General features: G+C 68.9%; 27 protein-coding genes and 1 tRNA gene. 4 read left to right on the forward strand and 24 right to left on the reverse strand.

Annotated features, from left to right (window positions below):
- Window positions 1-3 precede the first annotated feature (3 nt).
- From I8E28_RS18575 to I8E28_RS18590, 4 genes are all read right to left on the reverse strand, one after another.
- On the reverse strand, window positions 4-1,071 hold the full coding sequence (locus I8E28_RS18575) for a BMP family ABC transporter substrate-binding protein (RefSeq protein WP_200790451.1): 1,068 nt from the start codon (window positions 1,069-1,071) through the stop codon (window positions 4-6).
- A 79-nt stretch (window positions 1,072-1,150) separates the two neighbouring features.
- Entirely contained in the window at window positions 1,151-1,921 is a 771-nt protein-coding gene (locus I8E28_RS18580) for a type III pantothenate kinase (RefSeq protein ID WP_200789697.1), read from the reverse strand.
- 5 nt (window positions 1,922-1,926) lie between these two features.
- A complete protein-coding gene (locus tag I8E28_RS18585) occupies window positions 1,927-2,862 on the reverse strand; it encodes a hypothetical protein (RefSeq protein WP_200789698.1) in 936 nt (311 codons plus the stop codon).
- A 68-nt stretch (window positions 2,863-2,930) separates the two neighbouring features.
- Window positions 2,931-3,587 carry a helix-turn-helix transcriptional regulator gene (locus I8E28_RS18590; RefSeq protein WP_338050802.1) on the reverse strand — a complete coding sequence of 219 codons (657 nt, stop codon included), beginning with the start codon at window positions 3,585-3,587 and terminating at the stop codon, window positions 2,931-2,933.
- 141 nt (window positions 3,588-3,728) lie between these two features.
- Here I8E28_RS18590 and I8E28_RS18595 point away from each other — a divergent pair, with 141 nt between their 5' ends.
- A complete protein-coding gene (locus I8E28_RS18595) occupies window positions 3,729-4,691 on the forward strand; it encodes a DNA-binding transcriptional response regulator (protein WP_239027267.1) in 963 nt (320 codons plus the stop codon).
- A 46-nt stretch (window positions 4,692-4,737) separates the two neighbouring features.
- On the opposite strand, the gene secA is transcribed toward I8E28_RS18595, so the two are convergent.
- On the reverse strand, window positions 4,738-7,542 hold the full coding sequence (gene secA, locus I8E28_RS18600) for a preprotein translocase subunit SecA (protein ID WP_200789700.1): 2,805 nt from the start codon (window positions 7,540-7,542) through the stop codon (window positions 4,738-4,740).
- Between the two features lie 124 nt (window positions 7,543-7,666).
- Window positions 7,667-8,638 carry a peptidoglycan DD-metalloendopeptidase family protein gene (locus I8E28_RS18605; RefSeq protein ID WP_200789701.1) on the reverse strand — a complete coding sequence of 324 codons (972 nt, stop codon included), beginning with the start codon at window positions 8,636-8,638 and terminating at the stop codon, window positions 7,667-7,669.
- Between the two features lie 27 nt (window positions 8,639-8,665).
- Between I8E28_RS18605 and I8E28_RS18610 the strand changes: the two genes are divergently transcribed.
- Window positions 8,666-8,974: a DciA family protein gene (locus I8E28_RS18610; RefSeq protein ID WP_200789702.1), complete on the forward strand. Its 309-nt coding sequence runs from the start codon at window positions 8,666-8,668 to the stop codon at window positions 8,972-8,974.
- A gap of 25 nt (window positions 8,975-8,999) precedes the next feature.
- On the opposite strand, the gene I8E28_RS18615 is transcribed toward I8E28_RS18610, so the two are convergent.
- The 6 genes from I8E28_RS18615 to petA all read right to left on the reverse strand — a co-directional run bounded on the left by I8E28_RS18615 (window position 9,000) and on the right by petA (window position 13,292).
- Window positions 9,000-9,074 (reverse strand) — tRNA-Thr (locus I8E28_RS18615).
- A 133-nt stretch (window positions 9,075-9,207) separates the two neighbouring features.
- Window positions 9,208-9,699 carry a ClpXP protease specificity-enhancing factor gene (locus tag I8E28_RS18620; protein WP_200789703.1) on the reverse strand — a complete coding sequence of 164 codons (492 nt, stop codon included), beginning with the start codon at window positions 9,697-9,699 and terminating at the stop codon, window positions 9,208-9,210.
- 104 nt (window positions 9,700-9,803) lie between these two features.
- Window positions 9,804-10,415, reverse strand: coding sequence for a glutathione S-transferase N-terminal domain-containing protein (locus I8E28_RS18625; RefSeq protein WP_200789704.1), 612 nt, complete (start codon window positions 10,413-10,415; stop codon window positions 9,804-9,806).
- An 82-nt stretch (window positions 10,416-10,497) separates the two neighbouring features.
- The gene (locus I8E28_RS18630) at window positions 10,498-11,256 is read right to left on the reverse strand and encodes a cytochrome c1 (RefSeq protein WP_200789705.1); all 759 of its coding nucleotides are present in this window, start codon (window positions 11,254-11,256) and stop codon (window positions 10,498-10,500) included.
- Window positions 11,257-11,270: 14 nt separating this feature from the next.
- On the reverse strand, window positions 11,271-12,677 hold the full coding sequence (locus I8E28_RS18635; RefSeq protein ID WP_200789706.1) for a cytochrome b: 1,407 nt from the start codon (window positions 12,675-12,677) through the stop codon (window positions 11,271-11,273).
- Window positions 12,678-12,689: 12 nt separating this feature from the next.
- The gene (gene petA, locus I8E28_RS18640; RefSeq protein ID WP_200789707.1) at window positions 12,690-13,292 is read right to left on the reverse strand and encodes a ubiquinol-cytochrome c reductase iron-sulfur subunit; all 603 of its coding nucleotides are present in this window, start codon (window positions 13,290-13,292) and stop codon (window positions 12,690-12,692) included.
- Window positions 13,293-13,432: 140 nt separating this feature from the next.
- Here petA and mscL point away from each other — a divergent pair, with 140 nt between their 5' ends.
- Window positions 13,433-13,864 (forward strand): large conductance mechanosensitive channel protein MscL, encoded by a 432-nt coding sequence (gene mscL / locus I8E28_RS18645; protein WP_200789708.1) that lies wholly within the window; start codon window positions 13,433-13,435, stop codon window positions 13,862-13,864.
- On the opposite strand, the gene pdxA is transcribed toward mscL, so the two are convergent.
- On the reverse strand, window positions 13,865-14,899 hold the full coding sequence (gene pdxA / locus I8E28_RS18650; protein WP_200789709.1) for a 4-hydroxythreonine-4-phosphate dehydrogenase PdxA: 1,035 nt from the start codon (window positions 14,897-14,899) through the stop codon (window positions 13,865-13,867).
- Window positions 14,896-15,642 carry a Nif3-like dinuclear metal center hexameric protein gene (locus tag I8E28_RS18655; protein ID WP_200789710.1) on the reverse strand — a complete coding sequence of 249 codons (747 nt, stop codon included), beginning with the start codon at window positions 15,640-15,642 and terminating at the stop codon, window positions 14,896-14,898. The genes pdxA and I8E28_RS18655 overlap by 4 nt, the downstream gene beginning before the upstream one ends.
- 83 nt (window positions 15,643-15,725) lie before the next feature.
- Here I8E28_RS18655 and I8E28_RS18660 point away from each other — a divergent pair, with 83 nt between their 5' ends.
- Window positions 15,726-16,880 carry a trypsin-like peptidase domain-containing protein gene (locus I8E28_RS18660; protein WP_200789711.1) on the forward strand — a complete coding sequence of 385 codons (1,155 nt, stop codon included), beginning with the start codon at window positions 15,726-15,728 and terminating at the stop codon, window positions 16,878-16,880.
- Window positions 16,881-16,883: 3 nt separating this feature from the next.
- Here the strand turns inward: I8E28_RS18660 and tatC are convergent, their stop codons facing one another.
- The 10 genes from tatC to hisH all read right to left on the reverse strand — a co-directional run bounded on the left by tatC (window position 16,884) and on the right by hisH (window position 22,309).
- Complete coding sequence (gene tatC / locus I8E28_RS18665; protein WP_200789712.1) at window positions 16,884-17,684, reverse strand: twin-arginine translocase subunit TatC; 801 nt, start codon at window positions 17,682-17,684, stop codon at window positions 16,884-16,886.
- A 4-nt stretch (window positions 17,685-17,688) separates the two neighbouring features.
- The gene (gene tatB, locus I8E28_RS18670; protein ID WP_200789713.1) at window positions 17,689-18,153 is read right to left on the reverse strand and encodes a Sec-independent protein translocase protein TatB; all 465 of its coding nucleotides are present in this window, start codon (window positions 18,151-18,153) and stop codon (window positions 17,689-17,691) included.
- Between the two features lie 25 nt (window positions 18,154-18,178).
- A complete protein-coding gene (gene tatA / locus I8E28_RS18675) occupies window positions 18,179-18,424 on the reverse strand; it encodes a Sec-independent protein translocase subunit TatA (protein ID WP_200789714.1) in 246 nt (81 codons plus the stop codon).
- 92 nt (window positions 18,425-18,516) lie between these two features.
- Window positions 18,517-18,873: a histidine triad nucleotide-binding protein gene (locus I8E28_RS18680; RefSeq protein WP_200790453.1), complete on the reverse strand. Its 357-nt coding sequence runs from the start codon at window positions 18,871-18,873 to the stop codon at window positions 18,517-18,519.
- Window positions 18,874-18,878: 5 nt separating this feature from the next.
- Window positions 18,879-19,250, reverse strand: coding sequence for a hypothetical protein (locus I8E28_RS18685; RefSeq protein ID WP_200789715.1), 372 nt, complete (start codon window positions 19,248-19,250; stop codon window positions 18,879-18,881).
- Window positions 19,247-19,615 (reverse strand): phosphoribosyl-ATP diphosphatase, encoded by a 369-nt coding sequence (locus I8E28_RS18690; RefSeq protein WP_200789716.1) that lies wholly within the window; start codon window positions 19,613-19,615, stop codon window positions 19,247-19,249. Before I8E28_RS18690 ends, I8E28_RS18685 begins: the two co-directional genes overlap by 4 nt.
- 4 nt (window positions 19,616-19,619) lie before the next feature.
- A complete protein-coding gene (gene hisI / locus I8E28_RS18695) occupies window positions 19,620-20,009 on the reverse strand; it encodes a phosphoribosyl-AMP cyclohydrolase (protein WP_200789717.1) in 390 nt (129 codons plus the stop codon).
- A gap of 30 nt (window positions 20,010-20,039) precedes the next feature.
- Window positions 20,040-20,819, reverse strand: coding sequence for an imidazole glycerol phosphate synthase subunit HisF (hisF, locus tag I8E28_RS18700; protein ID WP_200789718.1), 780 nt, complete (start codon window positions 20,817-20,819; stop codon window positions 20,040-20,042).
- A 41-nt stretch (window positions 20,820-20,860) separates the two neighbouring features.
- Entirely contained in the window at window positions 20,861-21,604 is a 744-nt protein-coding gene (hisA, locus tag I8E28_RS18705; RefSeq protein WP_200789719.1) for a 1-(5-phosphoribosyl)-5-[(5-phosphoribosylamino)methylideneamino]imidazole-4-carboxamide isomerase, read from the reverse strand.
- Window positions 21,605-21,664: 60 nt separating this feature from the next.
- Entirely contained in the window at window positions 21,665-22,309 is a 645-nt protein-coding gene (hisH, locus tag I8E28_RS18710; protein ID WP_200789720.1) for an imidazole glycerol phosphate synthase subunit HisH, read from the reverse strand.
- Window positions 22,310-22,327 lie beyond the last annotated feature (18 nt).

Here is a 22,327-nt window from a genome sequence, read left to right on the forward strand (position 1 = left end):
CCCTCATTGTGCGACCTTGCCGACGACGCCGGTCACGAGGTAGTTCATGGCCAGGATCTGCTCGTCGGACAACGACGTGCCTGCGGGGACGACGACCTTGCCGGTGTTGTCGCTGAACGGCCCGGCGAAGGGCTTGAGCCGGCCGGCCGCGATGTCCTTCTGCCGCGCCAGCACTTCGTCGCGCACCGCCGCCGGCACCTTGGGGCCAAAGTGGTCGACCCGGACCATGCCCTCGCGAACGCCGCCCCACACGTTGCCCGGCTTCCAGGTGCCGGCCAGCACCTCGCGGGCGCGGCGCGTGTAGTAGTCGCCCCAGTGGTGCGTCACCGCCAGCACCTGCGCGTCGGGCGCCGCGAATCGCATGTCCGAGTGGTACGCGATGGCCAGCTTGCCGCGCTCCTGCGCGGCCGCCATGACGGCGGTCGAGGCGGTGTGGAACGCGACGACGTCGGCGTCCTGGTTGAACAGCGTCATCGCCCCCTCGCGCTCGCGCGCCGGGTCGAACCAGGTGTTGAGCCACACCACTTTCACCTGGGCCTTCGGGTCGACCGACCGCATCCCGAGCGTGAACGCATTGATGCCTTGCAGCACCTCGGGGATCGGGAATCCCGCCACGTAGCCGGCGACATGCGTCTTGCTCAGGCGCCCCGCGGCCACGCCAGCCAGGTAGCGGCCCTCGTAGTAGCGCGCGTTCGCGGTGGCGACGTTCGGCGCCGTCTTGAGGCCCGTGATGGATTCGAACTTGACGTCGGGAAAGTCGCGCGCGACCTTCAGCGTCGGTTCCATGTAGCCGAAGCTGGGCGTGAAGATCAGCTTGTAGCCCTGCCGCGCGAAGTCGCGGATCACGCGCTCGGCATCCGGGCCTTCCGGCACGTTCTCGACCGAACGGGTCTCGACCTGCGCGCCGAGCGCTTTCTGCAGCGTGAGGCGCCCTTCCTCGTGCTGGCGCACCCAGCCGGCCTGCGTGAGCGGGGCGACCTCGATGAACGCCACCTTCAGCGGCGGCGCCTGCGCGAACGAGGGAAAGACGAGAGAAGCGGCCGCGAGCGCGGCTGCGAGGTTTTTGACCATGGTTGTCCTCGACATGGCCCCGATGGAACGACGAAGCCGCTGCGGGGCACAGCGGCTTGGGGGAGATTGTAGGCGCCCCCTAGGCGGCGAAGCGCAGCTGGGCGACTTCGAGCAGGCCGTCGAAGATCAGGCTGTCGACCAGCTCGCACGGCAGCGTCATGTGCGGCGCCATCTTCCAGCCCGCGCCGCCGGTCATGTAGACGACCGGTTCGGCCCCGCAGTGCTCGCGCACGTGGCGCGCCATGCGGTCCACCGCGCCCGCGATGGCGAAGGTGCCGCCGCTGGTGAGCGCATCGCTGGTGTTGGTGGGGAACTCGCGAACGTCGCCGGTCGGCACGTGCAGGCCGGCGGTGCCCGACTCCAGCGCGCGCAGCATGATGCCGTGGCCCGGCAGGATGAAGCCACCGAGGAAGCGGCCGGCGGCGTCGACCGCCTCGACCGTCACCGCGGTGCCGACCATCACGACCACCATGGGCCGCTGCGGGCCGCGCGCCAGCATGCGGTGGCGCGCGCCGATCATCGCGACCCAGCGGTCGGCGCCGAGCCGCGCAGGGTGGTCATAGCCGTTGCTGAGGCCCGCTTCGCCGGCGCTGGCGTACACCCATTGCGCCGGCAGGTCCCACAGTTCCTCCATCTGCGCCTCGGCACGGCGGCGCACGGCGTCCGCGGCCACGGTGCAGCCGAGCATGCGCCCCGGCCGCATGAGGTTGGCCCAGGGCCCTTCGGCCAGGCGCTCGATCTGCTCGAGGAATTCGGCGCCGTGCGCCAGCAGCGACGACCCGGGACGTGCGTCGTCGTACACCGCCCACTTGAGGCGCGTGTTGCCGATGTCCAGCGCGAGGAAGGTCACGCGGGTCAGCCGGCGGCCCGCAACTGCTCGCCCATGGCGGCCAGCTGGCGCTGCAAGGTCGTTTCGTGCGTGCACAGCTGGCCGCAATCGGCCTGCAGCGCTTCAGTGCGGGCGCGCACGCTGCCGGTGAGCTCCTGGCCCTGCTTGATGCGGGGACCTTCGGCCTTGCCTTCCGTGGCAGCCTCGGCGAGCGCGCCGAGGCCGTGCCGCCATTCGGCGACTTCGCCGTTCAACAGCCGGGTGGCGGCCTGCAGCACCTCGATGCGGCGCTTGGCGGTCGCGCGGGCTTCGCCGTGGGCCTGTTGCGACGCGGCGGCCGCGGCGCGCAAGGACTTCAGGCGGCCGACCAGCAGCTCGCAGCGCGACGAGTCCTGCGCCAGCTGGGCGCGTCCTTCCGCATCGAGCGAGGCATCGGCCTCGCGCGTCTTCAGCTGGTTGCGCATGTCCTGCAACCAGCGCGCGCCCTGGTCGATGACCTTGTCGAGCGCCTTGTACTCGACGTCGAACTCCACCATCGTGCGCTCGTGCGCGGCGTCGCGCGTGGCCTGCTCCTTCTGCATCGGGACCACGAGGTCGGCCAGCGCCTGCGCGGCCTTGTCGACCTTGCCGACGCGGTACGCGAACTCGGCACCGGCGGCCTTGGCCTTGCCGGTGAGGTTGGCGATGATGCCCTTCACCTCGAGCGGCGCGAAATCCATCTTGCCCAGCTTCTCGGCCAGCTTGTCGACGGCGGCCTGGAGGCTTTCGGCGGGCGCCAGCCGGCTCTGGTCCTCGAGCTGCTTCTGCAATTCCGCCAGCCGGGACACGTGCTGGTGGCCGACGTCGGCGGCCATGCGGTCCAGGAAGGCGGACGGCGACACCGTGGCCTTGGCCGTGGCGGCCACCTGGGCCAGCTTGGCCGGCGTCATCAGGGAGGCGGTGCGGTCGTTCTCGTCGTCCATGGGGCGGCTCCGGGGGCGGGCGGTGCCCAATGGTAGCGCCGCCCGGGCGGCGGCCCGTGGACGGCGCCTCAGATCACGCCGAGCCAGCAGGCGCGCTGGATGGCGGCCAGCTTGTTGTCGACCTTCAGCTTCGCCATGGCGTTGGCCAGGTGGTAGTTGACCGTGCGCTCCGTGCAATGGAGCTGCTGCGCGGATTCGCGCGCGGTGAGGCCCTGGAAGGCCAGCACCAGGCACTCGCGCTCGCGCGGGCTGAGCGTCGACCGCTGCACCGCGATCGCGCGCTGCAGCAGCGGCCACACGTTGAGCGCCGACCACACGAGCTGCGCCGCCTCGCCGCGGTCGGTGAGCTCGCGCTGGGTGAACATGAAGCACTCGAACGCGCGGCCGGCGGGCAGCGGCAGTTCGACGCGGACAACGCTGTGCAAGCCGTGCGCCAGCCATTGCGCACGCCAGCTCGTGGGCGCCGCATCGTCGTGGCGTGCGAGCGACTGCCACGCGGCGAGCGGGGCGCCCGACTCGCGCCAGCTGGCACCGTAGTCGGCGCTGGCGGCGAGCGTGCGTGCCGCGATGGCCATCGACTGCGGACGGACGGCAAGCACCTGGCGCTCGTGCGCCGTGCCGAACGGGTCGGGACCGAGCACGACCACCGCTTGGAGGGGCGATTCGCCCTTGCTGCCCAGCCAGTCGGCGAGCACCGTGTCCAGATCGACACTGTCAGAGTTCACAGGCAGCGCCATGGACAGGGGTGTGGGGTCGCATGTGCTGAGACAATAGCAGCAACACGATACGAATTCGCATCTGGCACACCTTCGCATGCCCGCACGTCCCTCGCGCCACCAGCAGCGTCTCCACGCGGGGAGCACGGCTTGACGTTCCCTCTTTTCCAGCGGCCCGGCACCATCGTGCTGCTCGATGACGACCGCGACTACCTCGAGATGCTGTCGCTCGTGCTGCCCCGCCAATGGCATGCGCGCCTGTTCCTGCATCCGCACGATTGCATTCGCAAGCTGCGCGAGGAGCCGCCGTTCTGGGAAGCCGATGCCTGGCACCAGCAGCAGATGGTCGACCAGTGGCGCGCCGGCCGCGCGCTGGTGCCGCAGATCCTCGAATACTGGTCGCGGTCGACGGAGCGCTACGCGCTCACTCGCGTGTGCGTCGTCGACTACTCGATGCCCGAGATGGACGGCCTGCAGGTGCTGTCGCAACTGGGCGAGTGGGCCGGCGCGCGCGTGCTGCTCACGGGCCAGGCCGACGAGCAGGTCGCGGTGAAGGCGTTCAACGGCGGCCTGATCGAGCAGTTCATCGCCAAGCAGATGCCGGACGTCACGCGGCACCTGGTGCAGGTGCTGCAGCGCCTCATGGGGTCCGCGCACGCGCGCCATGCGCAGACCTGGCGCGCGACGCTGCGGCCCGAGCACCACGCGTTGCTGCGCGACCAGTCGGTGGCCGACGCGCTGGCCGACTTCACGGGCCGCCGCTGGGTGGAACACGTGTGCATCGGCGACCCGTTCGGCATCATCGGGATGGACGCGGGCGGCGCGATCAGCTGGCTGCAACTGGAGACGCCGCAGGGCCTGCCCGCGCTGGCCGAAGTCGCGCAACAGGCCGGCGTCGACGCCGAAGGCCTGGATGCCATCCGCGCGGGACGGCAACTGGCGAACGTGGAACTGGCCACCGTGCTTGGCCAGCCGGTGCAACGCGCCGATGCTTTCACCATCGGCGTGCGCGAGCAGTTGCTGGGTGCTGTGTTCGACGTCCGCACCGACGGCGGCGAAGCGGGCTACACCCGCTGGCTCGCCCGCCAGCCCAAGCGCCACGTCGAAGGCTGAGCGCCTTCTTCCCCGCTAGCGCCTCACGGCGCGCCGCAAGCCCGCCTCAGGCGAGCTTGCCGTGGCACTGCTTGTACTTCTTGCCGCTGCCGCACGGGCAGGGATCGTTGCGGCCCACGTGCGCCATGGTGGCGACGGCGGCGGCAGCCGCGGCCGCGGATGCCGTCGGGCGCACGCCACCGGAGGTGGTTTCGTCCAGGCGGCTCTCCGTCTCGCCGGTCTCGGTGGGCGCCGTGTAGGTGACGTTGGCAATGCGCTCGGCGCGCTCCTCGAGGTCCTCGGCGGCCTGTTCCAGCTGCTCGCCGGACTGCACCTTGACCGTCATCAGGATCCGGGTGACTTCGTTCTTCACCGAATCCAGCAGCTGGCCGAACAGCTCGAAGGCTTCGCGCTTGTATTCCTGCTTCGGCTGCTTCTGTGCGTAGCCGCGCAGGTGGATGCCCTGGCGCAGGTAGTCGAGCGCGGCCAGGTGCTCTCGCCAATGCGTATCGATGCTTTGCAGCAGCACGATGCGCTCGAACTGGGTGAAGTTCTGCGGGCCGATCTGCTCCACCTTGGACTCGAACGCGGCATGCGCGGCATCGAGCACCGTCTGGAGCACGTCCTCGTCGGTGATGGCGCTGGCGGCTTGCACCTGTTCCTGCAGCGGCAGCTGGATGCCCCACTCGTCGGCGAGCGTGTTCTCCAGGCCCTGGATGTCCCACTGCTCCTCGACCGATTCCGGCGGCACGTACTGGTGCACGAGGTCGGTGAAGCACCCCTCGCGCAGCGCCTTGATCTGCTCCGACAGGTCCTTGGCGTCGATGATCTCGTTGCGCTGCTGGTAGATCACCTTGCGCTGGTCGTTCGACACGTCGTCGTATTCGAGCAGCTGCTTGCGCACGTCGAAGTTGCGCGCCTCGACCTTGCGCTGCGCGCTCTCGATGCTGCGCGTGACGATGCCCGCCTCGATGGCTTCGCCATCGGGCATCTTCAGCCGCTCCATGATCGCGCGCACGCGGTCGCCCGCGAAGATGCGCATCAGCGGGTCGTCCAGCGACAGGTAGAAGCGCGACGAGCCCGGGTCGCCCTGGCGGCCCGAGCGGCCGCGTAGTTGGTTGTCGATGCGGCGCGATTCATGCCGCTCGGTGGCGATGATGCGCAGGCCGCCCTGCTGCACCACCAGCTCGTGTTCCTTCTGCCATTGCGTGCGCAGGTCGGCCGCGCGCGCCTGCTTGGCGGCCTCGTCGAGCGACTCGTCGGCCTCGATCGCCTCGACCTGCTTCTCCACGTTGCCGCCCAGCACGATGTCGGTGCCGCGGCCCGCCATGTTGGTGGCGATCGTGATCATCTTCGGCCGGCCGGCCTGGGCGACGATGTCCGCTTCGCGCGCATGCTGCTTGGCGTTGAGCACCTGGTGCGGCAGCTTCGCCTTGGTCAGCAGCTCGCTGATCAGCTCCGAGTTCTCGATCGACGTCGTGCCCACCAGCACCGGCTGGCCGCGCTCGTGGCACTCGCGGATGTCCTGGATGGCCGCTTCGTACTTCTCGCGCGCCGTCTTGTAGACGCGGTCCAGCTGGTCATCGCGTTTGCTGACGCGGTTCGGCGGGATGACGACGGTCTCCAGGCCGTAGATCTCCTGGAACTCGTAGGCCTCGGTGTCGGCCGTGCCCGTCATGCCGGACAGCTTGCCGTACAGGCGGAAGTAGTTCTGGAAGGTGATGGACGCCAGCGTCTGGTTCTCGGGCTGGATCGTCACGCCTTCCTTGGCTTCGACGGCCTGGTGCAGGCCGTCGGACCAGCGGCGGCCCGACATCAGGCGGCCGGTGAACTCGTCGACGATCACGACTTCCTGCTGGCCGTCGTCGCCGCGCTGCACGACGTAGTGCTGGTCGCGGTGGTACAGGTGCTCCGCGCGCAGGGCCGCGTACAGGTGGTGCATCAGCGAGATGTTGGCCGGGTCGTACAGCGACGCGCCCTCGGCGATCAGCCCCAGGTTGGCGAGGATGCGCTCGGCGTTCTCGTGCCCCTGTTCCGTGAGGTAGACCTGGTGCGACTTCTCGTCCACCGTGAAGTCGCCCGGCTTGGTGACACCCTGGCCGGTGATGGGGTCCGCCTCGCCTTCCTGGCGCGTGAGCAGCGGCACCACCTGCTTGATCGCGACGTACAGGTCGGTGTGATCCTCGGCCTGGCCGCTGATGATCAGCGGCGTGCGCGCCTCGTCGATCAGGATCGAGTCGACCTCGTCGACGATGGCGTAGTTCAGGCCCCGCTGCACGCGGTCGCCCGGCTCGTACACCATGTTGTCGCGCAGGTAGTCGAAGCCGAACTCGTTGTTGGTGCCGTAGGTGATGTCGGCGTTGTAGGCGGCCTGCTTCTCCGCGCGCGCCATCTGCGGCAGGTTGACGCCGACCGTCAGGCCGAGGAAGTTGTACAGCCGGCCCATCCACTGCGCGTCGCGATTGGCGAGGTAGTCGTTGACGGTCACGACGTGCACGCCCTTGCCGGACAGCGCATTCAGGTAGACGGCGAGCGTGGCGGTGAGGGTCTTGCCCTCGCCGGTGCGCATCTCGGCGATCTTGCCGTTGTGCAGCGCCATCGCGCCCATCAGCTGCACGTCGAAGTGGCGCATCTTCATGATGCGCTTGGAGCCTTCGCGCACGACGGCGAACGCCTCGGGCAGCAGCGCGTCCAGCGTCTCGCCGGCGGCGACGCGGTCCCGGAATTCCTGCGTCTTGCCGCGCAGCTGGTCGTCACTCAGCTTCTCGAGATCCGTCTCCAGCGCGTTGACCTGCTCGGCGACGCGGCGGTACTGCTTCAGCAGCCGGTCGTTGCGGGAGCCGAAAATCTTGGTGAGGAAGGTGGTGGCCATGAACGCGGTGCTGCCCTGCCGCCCCGGCGCCGGGGCCCGCAGGGCAGCGGGATCCTTGTTGTTGCAGCTGCAGGTGGGGCCGCCCGGGGCAGACGCAAGTCGGCCGGGCGGCAAACGCGGGATTTTACCGCCCGGCCCGGCTGGCCGCGGGTTGGGGGGAAGCGGCGGCCACCGGCGTGCCGGCGGACGGGCGCGAACCGGCGTCGAGGAACTTGCGCGGGTCCTGCCACACGCCGCCCACCAGCACCTCGAAGTGCAGGTGCGGGCCGGTGGAGCGGCCGCTGGTGCCCACTTCCGCGATCTTCTGGCCGCGCTTGACGAGGTCGCCTTGCTTGACGAAGGCCCGGGACGTGTGCGCGTAGCGCGTGGAGATGCCGTTGCCGTGGTCGATCTCGACCATGTTGCCGTAGTCGCGATGCAGTTCCTGCGCCACCACCACGCCGCCGGACGCGGCGAAGATGGGGGTGCCGGTGACCGCCTCGAAGTCCAGGCCGGTGTGCAGCGCCTGCTTGCCGGTGAACGGGTCGATGCGCCAGCCGAACGCGGACCCCAGCGGGGCGGCGGCCAGGGGCCGCTGCGTGGGCATCATCATCGAGCGGATCTTCTGGTCCAGCAGGCGCGACTCGATCACGGTGAGCACGTCCACGCGCTGGCCGGCGGTCCTTTCGAACTCCGACAGCGCGGCCTGCAGTTCCTCGAGCGAGAGCGGCCGGCCCGACACCAGCGCGCCGCCGCGCGCCGGCGAACCGCGGACGTCCGCCGGGCTGAGCCCCGCCAGGCCGGACACGCGCTCGCCGAGCGCTTCCATCTGCACCAGCTTGGCCTGCATCTCGCCCAGGCGCCGGGCCATGGCATCGACGTTCTCGCGCACGAAGCGCTCGCGCTGCTCCACGTCGTCCTTGGTCACGAGCTTCACCAGCGCGCCGAACACCGGCCAGCCTTCGCGGGCGCCCTTCAGGAACACCCAGTGGTACAGCCCGGCGGCGGCGATCATCAGCGCGAGCGCCGTGGCCATGAAGGCCAGCACCAGCCGCGTGCCGCTCAGGTGGATCGCGCGGCTTTTCGCCAGCGATGCGTCCGTGATAATGAAGTGCACTGCTTCCGCTCCTCCTCACGCCCATCCATGCATCGCCCCTCGCAACCCGTCACCGTCGAGCAGGCCGCGCAGGACTCGCCGACGTTGGCGAGGCTGGCGCAACTGGCACGCGAGTCGGGTGAGCGTCTGCAGGCGGTCGAATCCCTCATCCCGGCGCCGTTGCGACGCTCCGTGCGACCGGGTCCCATCGAGGGGACCTCTTGGTGCCTGCTGGTGGAGGGCAGCGCGGCGGCAGCCAAGCTGCGCCAGTTGCTGCCGGCCCTGCAAGCTCGACTGTGCGACCGGGGCTGGCAGGTTACCGCAATCCGCCTCAAGGTCCAAGCGAGGACGCACTGACGCGGGAAGCCGCGTGGCGGGCGGATGGTGCCGGCTGTCGGGATCGAACTGACGACCTACCGCTTACAAGGCGGTTGCTCTACCACTGAGCTAAGCCGGCACTGGCGGGATTCTAGGTGCGCTGGAATGGATCGCGGCCTGCGCCGGGATGACCTGCGTCGGCAGCTGCGCTTTCGAATGGACCCCGGCCTGCGCCGGGGTGACAGGCTTCGGCAACTGCGCTGCCTTGCATGTCATTTCACGCGCTTGAGCGTGGGGCGCGGGCCGGACGGCGGCTTGGGCGGTTCGGTGCCGGGGGGCGGCGCGTCGGGGTTGACCAGCTGCACCACCTTCGGCTCGCCGTCGCCGCTGGCCGCAGGGACGCTGGCCAGGGCGGCACCGGGGCGCGCGGCGTCCTCACCCGGCGCGGGGATCGGGAAGGCCATGCCCTGCCCGTTCTCGCGCGCGTAGATCGCGATCACGCGGTTGACCGGAACGACGATCTCGCGCGCGCTGCCGGCGAAGCGGGCCTTGAACTCGATGAAGTCGTTGCCCAGCTTGAGCGAGCTGGTCGCGTCGAAGCTGATGTTGAGGACGATCTCGCCGTTCTTCACGTACTCGCGCGGCACCTGCACGGACTCGTCCACCTGCACGGCGACGTACGGCGTGAAGCCGTTGTCGGTGCACCAGTCGTACAGCGCCCGGATCAGGTACGGGCGGGTGGACGTGGATTCCAGGGCGTTCATCGCGATTCGAGCGCGCCACTCAGCCGCCGCACGGCCGCCCGAAGGCGGCTGAAGCCCCCTCGGGGGGCAGCGCAGCACACGAAGTGGCAAGCGTGGGGGCCATATTATTTGCGCATCACCTTCTCGGACGGCGTCAGCGCCTCGATGTAGGCGGGACGCGAGAAGATGCGCTCGGCGTACTTGAGCAGCGGGGCCGCGTTCTTCGACAACTCGATGCCATAGTAGTCCATGCGCCACAGCAGCGGCGCGATGGCGACGTCGAGCATCGAGAAGTTGTCGCCCAGCATGTACTTGTTCTTCAGGAACACCGGGGCCAGTTGCGTCAGGCGGTCGCGGATGTGCGAGCGGGCCTTCTCCAGCGCCTTCTCGTTGCCCTTGTTCGTGCGCGACTCGAGCGTGCTGACGTGGACGAACAGTTCCTTCTCGAAATTGAGCAGGAACAGGCGCACGCGCGCGCGGTCGACCGGGTCGCCTGGCATCAGCTGCGGATGCGGGAAGCGCTCGTCGATGTACTCGTTGATGATGTTCGACTCGTACAGGATCAGGTCGCGCTCGACCAGGATCGGCACCTGCCCGTAGGGGTTCATCACGTTGATGTCCTCGGGCTTGTTGTAGAGATCCACGTCGCGGATCTCGAAGTCCATGCCCTTTTCGAACAGGACGAAGCGGCACCGGTGGGAGAAGGGGCACGTGGTCCCCGAATACAGCACCATCATGTCAATGGCTCCTTGAGAAAGCGAAAACACGGTCTGGCGGCGGCCAGACCGTGTCGCGCGATGAATCGGTCGGTGGCCGTCCTCAGCGGACGTCCTTCCAGTAGGCGGCGTTCAGGCGCCACGCGAACACCGTGAACATGAGCAGGAACAGCATCACCCAGACGCCGACGCGCACGCGGGCGTTCTGCGCGGGTTCGCTCATCCACTGCAGGTAGCCGACGAGGTGCGCGACCGCCTGGTCGAACTGCACCGGCGTCATCGTGCCGGGGGTCACCTGCTTCCAGCCCTTGAACACCTTGGTCTCGTGGCCGTGTTCCTGCGAGACCTCGAACACGGGCTCGCGCTCGCCCTGCAGCTGCCACAGCACGTTGGGCATGCCGACGTTGGGGAAGGTCAGGTTGTTCCATCCGGTGGCCTTGGCCGGGTCGCGGTAGAACGTGCGCAGGAACGTGTACAGGTAGTCGGGGCCGCTGCCGCCGTGGCCGGCGCGCGAGCGCGCGACCAGCGTCAGGTCCGGCGGGTTGGCGCCGAACCAGTCCTTGGCCTGCTTCGGGTCGATCGCGGACTTCATGGTGTCACCGACCTTGTCGGTCGTGAACAGCAGGTTGTCCTTGACCTGCTGGTCCGTCAGGCCGATGTCCTTCAGGCGGTTGAACCGCATGTAGGCGGCCGAGTGGCAGCTCAGGCAGTAGTTGACGAAGATCCGCGCGCCGTCCTGCAGCGCCGGCATGTCATTCGTCATGTTGGGCGCCTTGTCCCAGTGGATGCCGTCTTCCGCGGCGTGCACGGCCGGTGCGAGGGCCGCCAGCGCGAGCGCGAAGGAAAGGAGAAGCTTCTTCATTCTGGTTCGTCCCTTCAGTGCGCCGCGAAGGTGATGCGATCGGGAACGGGCTTGAACTCGCCCAGCCGGCTCCACCACGGCATCAGCAGGAAGAAGCCGAAGTAGAAGAGCGTGCCCAGCTGCGAGATGCGCTCGCCGACGGGGGACGGCGGCTGCACGCCCAGGTAGCCCAGGACCAGGAAGACGACGACGAAGGCGCCGTACACGGTCTTGTGCCAGCCCGGCCGGTAGCGGATCGACTTGACCGGGCTCTTGTCCAGCCAGGGCAGGAAGAACAGGATGACCACGGCACCGCCCATCACCACCACGCCCCAGAACTTGGCGTCGATGGCGAGCATCGCGGCGACCAGCACCACGGCGCCGATGGCGACGATGGCCTTGGCGACCGTGCCCAGGCGCGACTTGAACAGCCCGTACGCGGCGCCGAGCAGCGCGCACGCGATCAGCGCATACATCATCTCGGCCGTGATGGCGCGCAGCATCGAGTAGTACGGCGTGAAGTACCAGACCGGCGCGATGTGCGACGGCGTCTTCAGCGGGTCGGCCGGGATGAAGTTGTTGTACTCCAGGAAGTAGCCGCCGGCTTCCGGGGCGAAGAAGATCACCGCCGAGAAGACCATCAGGAACACCGCCACGCCCACCAGGTCGTGCACCGAGTAGTACGGGTGGAACGGGATGCCGTCGACCGGGTGGCCGTTGGCGTCCTTCGGGCCGCTCTTGATCTCGACACCGTCCGGATTGTTGGAACCGACGTCGTGCAGTGCCAGCAGGTGCGCGACCACCAGGCCGATGAGGACCAGCGGCACGGCGATGACGTGGAAGCTGAAGAAGCGGTTCAGCGTCGCGTCGCTCACTACGTAGTCGCCGCGGATCAGCAGCGCCAGGTCCGGGCCGACGAAGGGGATGGCGGAGAACAGGTTCACGATCACCTGCGCGCCCCAGTACGACATCTGGCCCCAGGGCAGCAGGTAGCCCATGAAGGCCTCGGCCATCAGCGACAGGAAGATGGTGCAGCCGAAGATCCAGACCAGCTCGCGCGGCTTGCGGTAGCCGCCGTAGATCAGGCTCTTGAACATGTGCAGGTACACCACGATGAAGAACGCCGAGGCGCCGGTCGAGTGCATGTAGCGCACCAGCCAGCCCCACGGGACGTCCCGCATGATGTATTCCACCGAGCCGAACGCCAGGCCGGCGTCGGGCTTGTAGTTCATCACCAGGAAGATGCCGGTGACGATCTGGATGACCAGCACCAGCAGCGCCAGCGAGCCGAAGAAGTACCAGAAGTTGAAGTTCTTGGGGGCGTAGTAGCCCGCCATGTGCTTGTCGTACTCCTGGAACGCGGTCGGGAACCGGTTCTCGAACCAGTTGCGCAGCTTCTCGCCGCCGCTGGCGTTCGGGGAGATCTCCTTGAATTCAGCCATGCCCGCCTCCTCTTACGCCTTGTTCTTCTCGTCCTGGCCGATGATCAGCCGGGTGTCGGACAGGAATTCGTACGGCGGGATCTCCAGGTTGTCCGGCGCCGGCTTGTTCTTGAACACGCGCCCGGCCAGGTCGAAGGTCGAGCCGTGGCAGGGGCACAGGAAGCCGCCTTGCCAGTCGTCCGGCAGCGACGGCTGCGGGCCGGGCTGCAGCTTGTCGGTGGGCGAGCAGCCCAGGTGCGTGCAGATGCCGACGGCGACGAAGATGTCCGGCTTGCGCGAGCGCCCTTCGTTCTTCGCGTAGTCAGGCGTCGGATACGCCTTGCGCTCGGAATTGGGGTCGGCCACCAGCGGGTCGGTCTGCTTGAGCGTGGCCAGCATCTCCGGCGTGCGGCGGATGATCCACACGGGCTTGCCGCGCCACTCGACGGTGATCTTCTCGCCCGGCTTGACCGCCGAGATGTCGACCTCCACGGGAGCCCCGGCGGCACGTGCGCGCTCGGACGGCTGGAAGCTGCTCACGAAGGGAACGGCGGTGAACGCAGCGCCTGCCGCGCCGGCACAGGTGGACGCGATCAGCCACGTCCGCTTGCTGGTGTCCACTGGGGTGTCACTCATGAAGTCCTCGAAGGGGGAGCTTGGGGAAGGTCAACCCGCGATTGTAGCGGAGCGTATCGCCGCCATTGAAGGGGCGCGCTGGTGTCCACCGGTCCGGATCGCCAATACTTCAGCCTGCAGTCAACCTTGGAGGGGCAAGCATGGCGATCCTGAAGGAATTCCGCGAGTTCGCGGTCAAGGGCAACGTGATCGACCTGGCGGTCGGCGTGATCATCGGCGCGGCGTTCGGCAAGATCGTCGACTCGCTGGTCAAGGACATCGTGATGCCGCTGGTGGCGGCCATCGGCGGCAACGTGGATTTCTCGAACAAGTTCATGGTCCTCGGGGCCGTGCCGTCGGGCGTGCCGCCGACGCTGGCCGACCTGACCAAGGCCGGCGTGCCGGTCTTCGCGTGGGGCAACTTCCTGACCATCGTGGTCAACTTCGTGATCCTCGCCTTCATCATCTTCGTGATGGTCCGGCAGATCAACCGCCTGAAGCGAGCGCAGGCCGAGCCGGCCGCCGCTGCGCCGTCCGCGCCGCCCGAGGACATCGTCCTGCTGCGCGAGATCCGCGACAGCCTGCGCAAGTAGTCAGGCCGCCGCGAGGCGCCGCGCCATCCGCAGCGCGGCCAGCAGGCTCGCGGCATCGGCACGCCCGGTGCCGGCGACGTCGAACGCGGTGCCGTGGTCGGGGCTGGTGCGCACCAGCGGCAGCCCCAGCGTGACGTTCACGCCCTGCTCCACCCCGAGGTACTTCACCGGGATCAGGCCCTGGTCGTGGTACATCGCGATCACCGCGTCCCATGCGCCCTCGCGGCCGTGAGCCGCCCGGGCGCGCATGAAGATCGTGTCGGGCGGATGCGGCCCGTCGGCGTCGATGCCTTCGCTGCGGGCCTGCGCGATCGCCGGCCCGATGGCGTCGATCTCCTCGCGGCCGAACAGGCCTCCCTCGCCCGCATGCGGATTGAGCCCCGCCACCGCCAGCCTCGGCGCGCGGCCGAGCAGGCGCGACAACGACGCGTGCGCGATGCGCAGCGTCTCCAGCACCTGCTCCTTCGTGACCGCCGCGATCGCATCGCGCAGCGCCACGTGGATACTCACCAGGACGGTCCGCAGTTCCTCGTTGGCCAGCATCATCCGCACCGGAACGTCGCGGACCGTGCGCCCGAAATGGCGCGCCGCCTCGGCCTGCAGCAGTTCGGTGTGGCCGGGGAACTCGACGCCGGCGGCGGCCAGCGCCTCCTTGTGCAGCGGCGCGGTGACGATGGCGGCGATATCGCCGCGCAGCGCGGCTCGCGCGGCCCAGGTCACGGCATCGGCCGCGATGCGGCCCGCGCGCGAGTCGATGCGTCCCCAGGCGACGCACTCGGCATGCACGGTCCCCACCTGCAGCAGCGGAATGCAGCGTGGCGGCACATCGAAGGCTTGCGCGGGTGCACCGATCACCGCCACGGGGAGCTGCAGCTGGCCGGCCCCCTGCACCACGGCACAGGCGCGCCGCAGGTGGGCGAGGTCGCCGACGACGAAGCAGCCCTCCGTGAGTTGCGGCGCGGCGCGCCAGGCCTTGGCGATGATCTCGCCGCCGATGCCGGCGGGGTCGCCGAGCGTGATCGCCAGCGGCTTCATGCCGGGTTGTCGACGTCGATGAAGCGGTGCTCGAGGCCGAGCGCCTGCGCGACCTGCGCCGCCACCGCGGGGGCGCCGTAGCGCTCGGTGGCGTGGTGCCCGCAAGCCAGGAATGCGACGCCGCATTCGCGCGCGTAGTGCGCCTGCGGCTCCGAGATCTCGCCCGTGATGAAGGCGTCGGCGCCCGCGGCGATCGCGTGCTCGAAGTAGCCCTGCGCGCCGCCAGTGCACCAGGCGATACGCCGCAAGCCGCGCCGGCCGCCGTCGACCAGCGTCACGTCGCGGCCGAGGCGGCTGCGCACATGCGCAGCGAGCTGCGCGGCGTCGTCGAAGGCCCCGTCGCCGATGAAGCCCAGGTCCTGCTCGCCGAAGCGGCCGTCGGCCCGCAAGCCGAGCACGCGACCCAGCTGCGCGTTGTTGCCCAGGTCCGGGTGCGCGTCGAGCGGCAGGTGGTACGCGTACAGGTTGACGTCGTGCGCGAGCAGCAGCGCGAGGCGTTGCTTCATCCAGCCCGTCACGCGGCCGTCCTGGCCGCGCCAGAACAGGCCGTGGTGCACGAAGATCGCGTCGGCCCGATCCTCGATCGCCGCCTCGATGAGGGCGCGGCTGGCCGTCACGCCGGAGACGATGCGGCCCACGTCGGCGCGCCCTTCGACCTGCAACCCGTTGGGGCCGTAGTCGCGGAAGCGGTCGGGCTGCAGCAGCTGGTCGAAGGCGGCGGTGAGCTGGGAACGCGGGACCATGCGGCCATTGTCGGCCATCGCCTGCGGACCCGCGTCCCGAACCGCAGGTCTACACTCCCCGCGTCCCGTCCACCCCAGATCCGATGCGCCGCTACTGGCTCCTGTTCTCGCAAGCGGTCACCGTCGCGCTGGCCGCCTGGTTCGTCGTCGCCACGCTGAAGCCGGACTGGGTCCGCCACGGTGGCCCCATCGTCACGCAAGGCACCGGTGTCGCGCTGGTGGAAGCACCGACGCCGGCCAACAGCCCGGCCCCACCCGGCAGCTTCCGCCAGGCGGCGCTGCGAGCGTCGGCCGCCGTCGTGAGCATCCACACCAGCAAGGCGGCCCAGCGCAACCCGAACGCCGACGACCCGTGGTTCCGCTTCTTCTTCGGCGACCAGGCGAGCGAAGGCCCGCAGCTGGGCCTGGGCAGCGGCGTGATCCTCAGCCAGGACGGCTACATCCTCACCAACAACCACGTGGTCGAGGCCGCCGACGAGATCGAGGTCACGCTGAACGACAGCCGCACCGCGCAAGCCAAGGTGATCGGCACCGATCCCGACACCGACCTCGCCGTGCTCCGCATCAACCTGGAGCGGCTGCCGGTGATCGTTCTGGGCAATTCCGACTCGCTGCAGGTGGGCGACCAGGTGCTGGCGATCGGCAATCCGTTCGGCGTCGGCCAGACCGTCACCAGCGGCATCGTCAGCGCGATCGGCCGCAACAACCTGGGCATCAACACCTTCGAGAACTTCATCCAGACCGATGCGGCGATCAACCCGGGCAACTCGGGCGGCGCGCTGGTCGACGTCAACGGCCAGCTGATGGGCATCAACACCGCGATCTACTCGCGCTCGGGCGGCAGCATGGGCATCGGCTTCGCCATTCCGGTGTCCACCGCCAAGCAGGTGCTCGAGGGGATCGTGAAGGAAGGCGTCGTGCGCCGCGGCTACATCGGCGTCGAGCCGGCCGACCTGTCGCCGGACCTGATGGAGACGTTCGGCGTGAAGTCGAGCCACGGCGTGCTGATCACCGGCGTGCTGCAGAACGGCCCCGCCGCGCAGGCCGGCGTGCAACCGGGCGACGTGATCACCGAAGTGGGCGGCAAGCCGGTCACCAACGTGCCGGAACTGCTGACCACGGTGGCGGCGCTCAAGCCCGGAACGGCGGTGCCGTTCCAGTTGCAGCGGCGCGGCGCCCCGGTGCAGGTGGAGGTGACGCCGGGGCTGCGCCAGCGGCCGCCGGCGCCGCGGCGCTGAGCGTCAGGACGACGCCTTCTCCGCTTCTTCGGGCTTGTCGTCGTCCGGCGCGCGCGAGATGCGCGAGAACCAGCGCGAGCCCAGGATGCCGACCTCGTACAGCAGGCACATCGGCACCGCGAGCGCCAGCTGCGAGATGACGTCGGGCGGCGTGACGACCGCGGCCACCACGAACGCGACGACGATGAAGTAGCCACGGAATTCGCGCAGCTTCTCCACCGTCACCATCTCGAAGCGCACCAGCAGCATCACCACGATGGGCACCTGGAAAGCCAGGCCGAAGGCGATGTACAGCGACAGGATGGCTTCGACGTACGAAGCGATGTCCGGCGTGGCCGCCACGCTGCTCGGCGTGAAGCCCTGGATGAACGCGAACATGCGGTCCAGCACGAAGAACTGCACGAAGCCGATGCCCAGGTAGGCCAGCAGGCTGCCGAAGAAGATCAGCGGCAGCGCGAAGCGCTTTTCGTGGCTGTACAGCCCGGGCGCGATGAAGGCCCACAGCTGGTACATCAGCCAGGGCAGCACCAGCAGCACGGCCACCAGCAGCAGGACCTTCAGGGGCACGAAGAACGGCGAGAACACGCCGATCGCGATCAGCTTGGCGTCCGGCGGCATGTGCGCGCGGATCGGCCGCGCGATCAGGTCGATCAGCCCGTTGGGGCCCGGCCAGATCGCCAGGGCGATCACCGCCGCGGCGATGCCGTAGATGCAGTACAGCAGGCGGTCGCGCAGCTCGATGAGGTGGGCGACGAAGGGCTGCTCGGTCCCGGCGAGTTCGTCGTCCGGCGTGGAGGTGGACATGCGGTCAGTCGAACTTCTTCGGGCGGTAGCGCGCCACGCGGGCGGCGCCCGAGAGCGCGCGGGTGCGGACGCCGTTGCGGGCCTTGTACCACTGCGGCGTGGCGCCCTGTTTCAGGCGCCAGTTCTTCCTCGGGTGACGGTAGGTGGGGAACGCGGGCTCGATCGATTCGGGGGGCTGCGCCTCCGGCGCATTCAGCCCGTCCGACCACTGCTTCTCGAAATCGGCCGTGCCGGTGCGCACGGACTGTTCGACGTCGCGGGCGGCGGTCTCGACGCTTTCCTTCATCTTGCGAAGTTCGTCGAGCTCCATCGAGCGGTTGACCTCCGCCTTGACGTCGTTGACGTAGCGTTGGGCCTTGCCGAGCAGCGTCCCCACCGTGCGGGCGACGCGCGGCAGCTTCTCGGGGCCGATGACGATGAGCGCCACCGCCCCGATCAGGGCCATCTTGGAAATGCCGAGGTCGATCATGCGGCGCGCGCGCGCGGCAGGTGCTTCACGACTTGTTGCGAGCCTCGACGTCGATGGTGGCCTTGTCCGTCGCGCCAGGCGCGTTGGTCACCTGCTGGTTGGGCGTGGCCGGGTCCGTGCCCTCGGGGGCCGACCCGTCGCGCATGCCGTCCTTGAAGCCCTTGACGGCGCCGCCGAGGTCGGAGCCCATGTTCTTCAGCTTCTTGGTGCCGAACACCAGCACGACGATCAGCAGCACGATCAGCCAATGCCAAATCGAAATGGAACCCATGGAGTCACTCCTGAATGAATCGGCGATTTTAGTCGCCCACGCGATGAGCTCGCGCCGGATTGCCCCGACGCAAAGCAAGCACTAACCCTTCGTTACCCCTTGAGCCAGGGGCGCGGGCCGCCGATGACGTGCACGTGAAGGTGGTGCACTTCCTGCCCGCCGTCGTCGCCCGTGTTGACCACGACCCGGAACCCGCCTTCGGGATAGGGCCGGGCGCCCTCCTGCAGCGCGAGCTTCGGCGCCACCGCCAGCATGCGCCCGAGCATGGCGGCGTGCGACTCGTCGACCTGCGCGAGCGAGGCCACGTGGGCCTTGGGCACCAGCAGGAAGTGGACCGGCGCCCACGGGTGGATGTCGCGGAAGCCGAAGATCTCGTCGTCCTCGTACACCTTGTGCGAGGGGATCTTGCCCTCGACGATCTTGCAGAAGAGGCAGTTCGGGTCGTGCATGGCCGTCATGGCAGCCGGTTGTCGTTGAAGCGCAGCCAGCCGCGGATGCAGCGGTACAGGTACCAGAGCCCCGCGACGGTGAACGGCAGCCACATGAGCGGGATCAGGATGATCGTCAGCCCCATGACCAGCGCGATCGGCCACGACAGGATGAGCCACAGGACCGTCCACCAGAACGTGGAGATCATGTAGTTGTGGTGCGCGACGTAGAGCGCGTCGACCTCGTCGCCGCGCCGGATGTAGTTGACGATCACCGCGACGATCGCCAGCGTGTACATGCTGGCCCACGAGATCGTGTGCAGGCCGTACAGCACGTGCATGATCGTGCGGTCGCGGGGGGTCTTGGCCTCGAACGTGTCGTAGTCGGTCTGGCTCACTCGCCTGCTCCTTCGCGTTCACGCGCCTTGCGGAGCGCCTTTTCCTCGATGCCGCTGGTGCCGGCGCGGCGCTCCAGTTCGGCGATGACGTCGGCCGGCGACAGCCCGTAGTGCGCCAGCGCGATCATGCTGTGGAACCACAGGTCCGCGACTTCGCCCACCAGCCGCGCGGGATCGCCGCCGTGGCTGGCGTCCTTGGCCGCCATCACCACCTCCGTGGCCTCCTCGCCGATCTTCTTCAGGATCGCGTCGGGCCCCTTGTGCAGCAGGCGCGCCACGTAGCTGGCCTCGGGGTCGCCGCCACGGGCCGGCTTGCGGCTCTCGATCACGGCGGCCAGGCGGGCGAGGGAATCGTCGGAAGCCATGGCGTCAGCTGTAGATGGCGGCCGGGTCCTTCAGGACCGGCTCGACAGGCTGCCACTGCGCGCCTTCCAGCCGCTGGAAGAAGCAGCTGTGGCGGCCCGTATGGCAGGCGATGGAGGGATCGTGGCCATGCTGCGTCACCTTGAGCAGCACCACGTCGTTGTCGCAGTCCAGACGGATCTCGTGCACTTCCTGCACGTGGCCCGAGCTCTCGCCCTTGGGCCAGAGGCGCTGGCGCGAGCGGCTGTAGTAAGTGGCCCGGCGCGTCTCGGCCGTGAGGCGCAGGGCCTCGCGGTCCATCCAGGCGAACATGAGCACGTCGCCGGAAGATCGTTCCTGCGCGACCACGGGGACCAACCCGGAGGCGTCCCACTTGACCTGCTCGAGCCACTGCATGCGCGGATTGTCCGCCATTCGCGGGCGCGGTCAGGTGCGGACGGGGATTCCGCGCTCGGCCATGCGGGCCTTGGCCTGCGCGACCGTGTACTCGCCGTAGTGGAAGATGCTCGCGGCGAGCACCGCGTCGGCGCCACCGATCTGGATGCCGTCGGCCAGGTGGTCGAGGGTGCCCACGCCACCCGAAGCGATCACCGGCACGTTGACGGCGTCCGTGACGGCGCGGGTGAGTTCCAGGTCGAAGCCGGACTTGGTGCCGTCGCGGTCCATGCTGGTCAGCAGGATCTCGCCGGCCCCGCGGCGCGCCATCTCCGTCGCCCATGCCACGGCATCCAGGCCCGTGTTCTTGCGGCCGCCGTGGCTGTAGACGTCCCAGCCGGGGCCGCGCAGCGCGAGCTCGCCGCCGCCGCGCTTCTTGGCGTCGATGGCCACCACGATGCACTGCGCGCCGTACTTCGACGAGGCGGCGCTGATGACGTCGGGGTTGGCGATGGCGGCGGAATTGAAGCTCGTCTTGTCCGCGCCCGCGTTCAGCAGCCGGCGCACGTCCTCGACGGTGCGCACGCCGCCGCCCACGGTGAGCGGGATGAAGACCTGCGCCGCCACCGCCTCGATGATGTGCAGGATCAGGTCGCGGCCGTCGCTGGTCGCCGTGATGTCGAGGAACGTGAGTTCGTCGGCGCCCTGCTCGTTGTAGCGGGCGGCGATCTCGACCGGGTCGCCCGCATCGCGCAGTTCGACGAAGTTGACGCCCTTGACCACGCGGCCGCCGGTCACGTCGAGGCAGGGAATGATGCGTTTGGCGAGCACGGGCGGTTCCGGGGATGCGGCGGCGGGCCGCAAGGAGGCGTTCAGCCCTGGGCCAGTTCGTCGGCGCGGGTCTGCGCCTGCGCGAAATCGAGGTCGCCGCTGTAGATGGCGCGCCCGCAGATCACGCCCTCGATGCCTTCGTCCTCCACCGCGCACAGCTTCTCGATGTCGGCGATGCCCGAGAGGCCGCCGGAAGCGATGACGGGGATGGTGAGCGACTGCGCCAGCTTGACCGTGGCGTCGACGTTGATGCCGGTGAGCATGCCGTCGCGGCCGATGTCGGTGTAGACGATGGACTCGACGCCCCAATCCTGGAATTTGCGGGCCAGGTCGACCACCTCGTGGCCGGTGAGCTTGCTCCAGCCGTCGGTGGCGACCTTGCCGTCCTTGGCGTCCAGGCCCACGATGACGTGGCCGCCGAAAGCCACGCACGCGTCCTTCAGGAAGCCGGGGTTCTTCACGGCCGCCGTGCCGATGATCACGTAGCGCAGGCCGGCGTCGATGTACTTCTCGATCGTGTCGAGGTCGCGGATGCCGCCACCCAGTTGCACGGGGATGTCGTCACCGACGGCGCGCAGGATGGCCTTCACGGCCGCGAAGTTCTGCGGCTTGCCGGCGAACGCGCCATTGAGGTCCACCAGGTGCAGGCGGCGCGCGCCGCGCTCCAGCCACTGGCGGGCCATGGCGGCGGGGTCCTCGCTGAACACGGTGGCCTGGTCCATGTCGCCTTGCTTGAGGCGGACGCAATGGCCGTCCTTGAGGTCGATGGCGGGGATCAGGAGCATGGCGCGGCAGGTGGAACGGCGGGGGCTGCGATGGGGGCCGGCGGACGGCCCGGACTTGCGTCAGGGATTCCAGCGCAGGAAATTTCGGTAGAGGGCCAGGCCGGCGTCAGCGCTTTTCTCGGGGTGGAACTGGGTCGCAAAAATATTATCGCGGGCCAGCACGGCGGTAAAGCTTCCGCCGTAATCGGCCTCCCCTGCGCTGTGGCGCGTATCCGACGGGCAGGCATGGAAGCTGTGGACGAAATAGAACCAGGCGCCATCCGGGATGCCGGCCCACATCGGATGCCGCTGCGCCTGGCGCACGCGGTTCCAACCCATCTGCGGAATCTTGAAACGGCTGCCATCGGGTTGCCGCCGGCCTTCCAGCTGGAAGCGGCGGACCTCGCCGGGGAACAGGCCCAGGCCTTCGCTCGGCCCTTCCTCGCTTCGTTCCAGCAGCATCTGCATGCCCACGCACACGCCGAACAGCGGTTTCGCCGCGGCGGCGTCGAGCACCGCCTGCTGCAGGCCCGAATCACGCAGTTCGCGCATGCAATCGGGCATGGCGCCCTGGCCGGGCAGCACGATGCGGTCGGCGGCGCGGACGTCGTCCACGCGCGAGGTGATCACGGCCTCGAAGCCACTGCCCTGCGCGGCGTGCAGCACCGCCTGCGAAACGGACCGCAGGTTGCCCATGCCGTAATCGACGACTGCGACGGTCTTCATCGATCGAAGCGGACCGCG

This window comes from Ramlibacter algicola (assembly GCF_016641735.1).
Classification (GTDB): Bacteria; Pseudomonadota; Gammaproteobacteria; order Burkholderiales; family Burkholderiaceae_C; genus Ramlibacter; species Ramlibacter algicola.

Coding starts and splice junctions, on each gene's coding strand:
- I8E28_RS18620 (WP_200789703.1), bottom strand. CDS start 9,699: ATGAACGCCCTGGAATCCACGTCCACCCGCCCGTACCTGATCCGGGCG.
- I8E28_RS18625 (WP_200789704.1), bottom strand. CDS start 10,415: ATGATGGTGCTGTATTCGGGGACCACGTGCCCCTTCTCCCACCGGTGC.
- I8E28_RS18575 (WP_200790451.1), bottom strand. CDS start 1,071: ATGGTCAAAAACCTCGCAGCCGCGCTCGCGGCCGCTTCTCTCGTCTTT.
- I8E28_RS18690 (WP_200789716.1), bottom strand. CDS start 19,615: ATGGCTTCCGACGATTCCCTCGCCCGCCTGGCCGCCGTGATCGAGAGC.
- mscL (WP_200789708.1), top strand. CDS start 13,433: ATGGCGATCCTGAAGGAATTCCGCGAGTTCGCGGTCAAGGGCAACGTG.
- tatB (WP_200789713.1), bottom strand. CDS start 18,153: ATGATCGACCTCGGCATTTCCAAGATGGCCCTGATCGGGGCGGTGGCG.
- hisH (WP_200789720.1), bottom strand. CDS start 22,309: ATGAAGACCGTCGCAGTCGTCGATTACGGCATGGGCAACCTGCGGTCC.
- petA (WP_200789707.1), bottom strand. CDS start 13,292: ATGAGTGACACCCCAGTGGACACCAGCAAGCGGACGTGGCTGATCGCG.
- tatC (WP_200789712.1), bottom strand. CDS start 17,684: ATGTCCACCTCCACGCCGGACGACGAACTCGCCGGGACCGAGCAGCCC.
- hisA (WP_200789719.1), bottom strand. CDS start 21,604: ATGCTCCTGATCCCCGCCATCGACCTCAAGGACGGCCATTGCGTCCGC.
- pdxA (WP_200789709.1), bottom strand. CDS start 14,899: ATGAAGCCGCTGGCGATCACGCTCGGCGACCCCGCCGGCATCGGCGGC.
- I8E28_RS18610 (WP_200789702.1), top strand. CDS start 8,666: ATGCATCGCCCCTCGCAACCCGTCACCGTCGAGCAGGCCGCGCAGGAC.
- I8E28_RS18680 (WP_200790453.1), bottom strand. CDS start 18,873: ATGCACGACCCGAACTGCCTCTTCTGCAAGATCGTCGAGGGCAAGATC.
- I8E28_RS18585 (WP_200789698.1), bottom strand. CDS start 2,862: ATGGACGACGAGAACGACCGCACCGCCTCCCTGATGACGCCGGCCAAG.
- I8E28_RS18655 (WP_200789710.1), bottom strand. CDS start 15,642: ATGGTCCCGCGTTCCCAGCTCACCGCCGCCTTCGACCAGCTGCTGCAG.
- hisI (WP_200789717.1), bottom strand. CDS start 20,009: ATGCAGTGGCTCGAGCAGGTCAAGTGGGACGCCTCCGGGTTGGTCCCC.
- I8E28_RS18630 (WP_200789705.1), bottom strand. CDS start 11,256: ATGAAGAAGCTTCTCCTTTCCTTCGCGCTCGCGCTGGCGGCCCTCGCA.
- I8E28_RS18660 (WP_200789711.1), top strand. CDS start 15,726: ATGCGCCGCTACTGGCTCCTGTTCTCGCAAGCGGTCACCGTCGCGCTG.
- I8E28_RS18635 (WP_200789706.1), bottom strand. CDS start 12,677: ATGGCTGAATTCAAGGAGATCTCCCCGAACGCCAGCGGCGGCGAGAAG.
- secA (WP_200789700.1), bottom strand. CDS start 7,542: ATGGCCACCACCTTCCTCACCAAGATTTTCGGCTCCCGCAACGACCGG.
- tatA (WP_200789714.1), bottom strand. CDS start 18,424: ATGGGTTCCATTTCGATTTGGCATTGGCTGATCGTGCTGCTGATCGTC.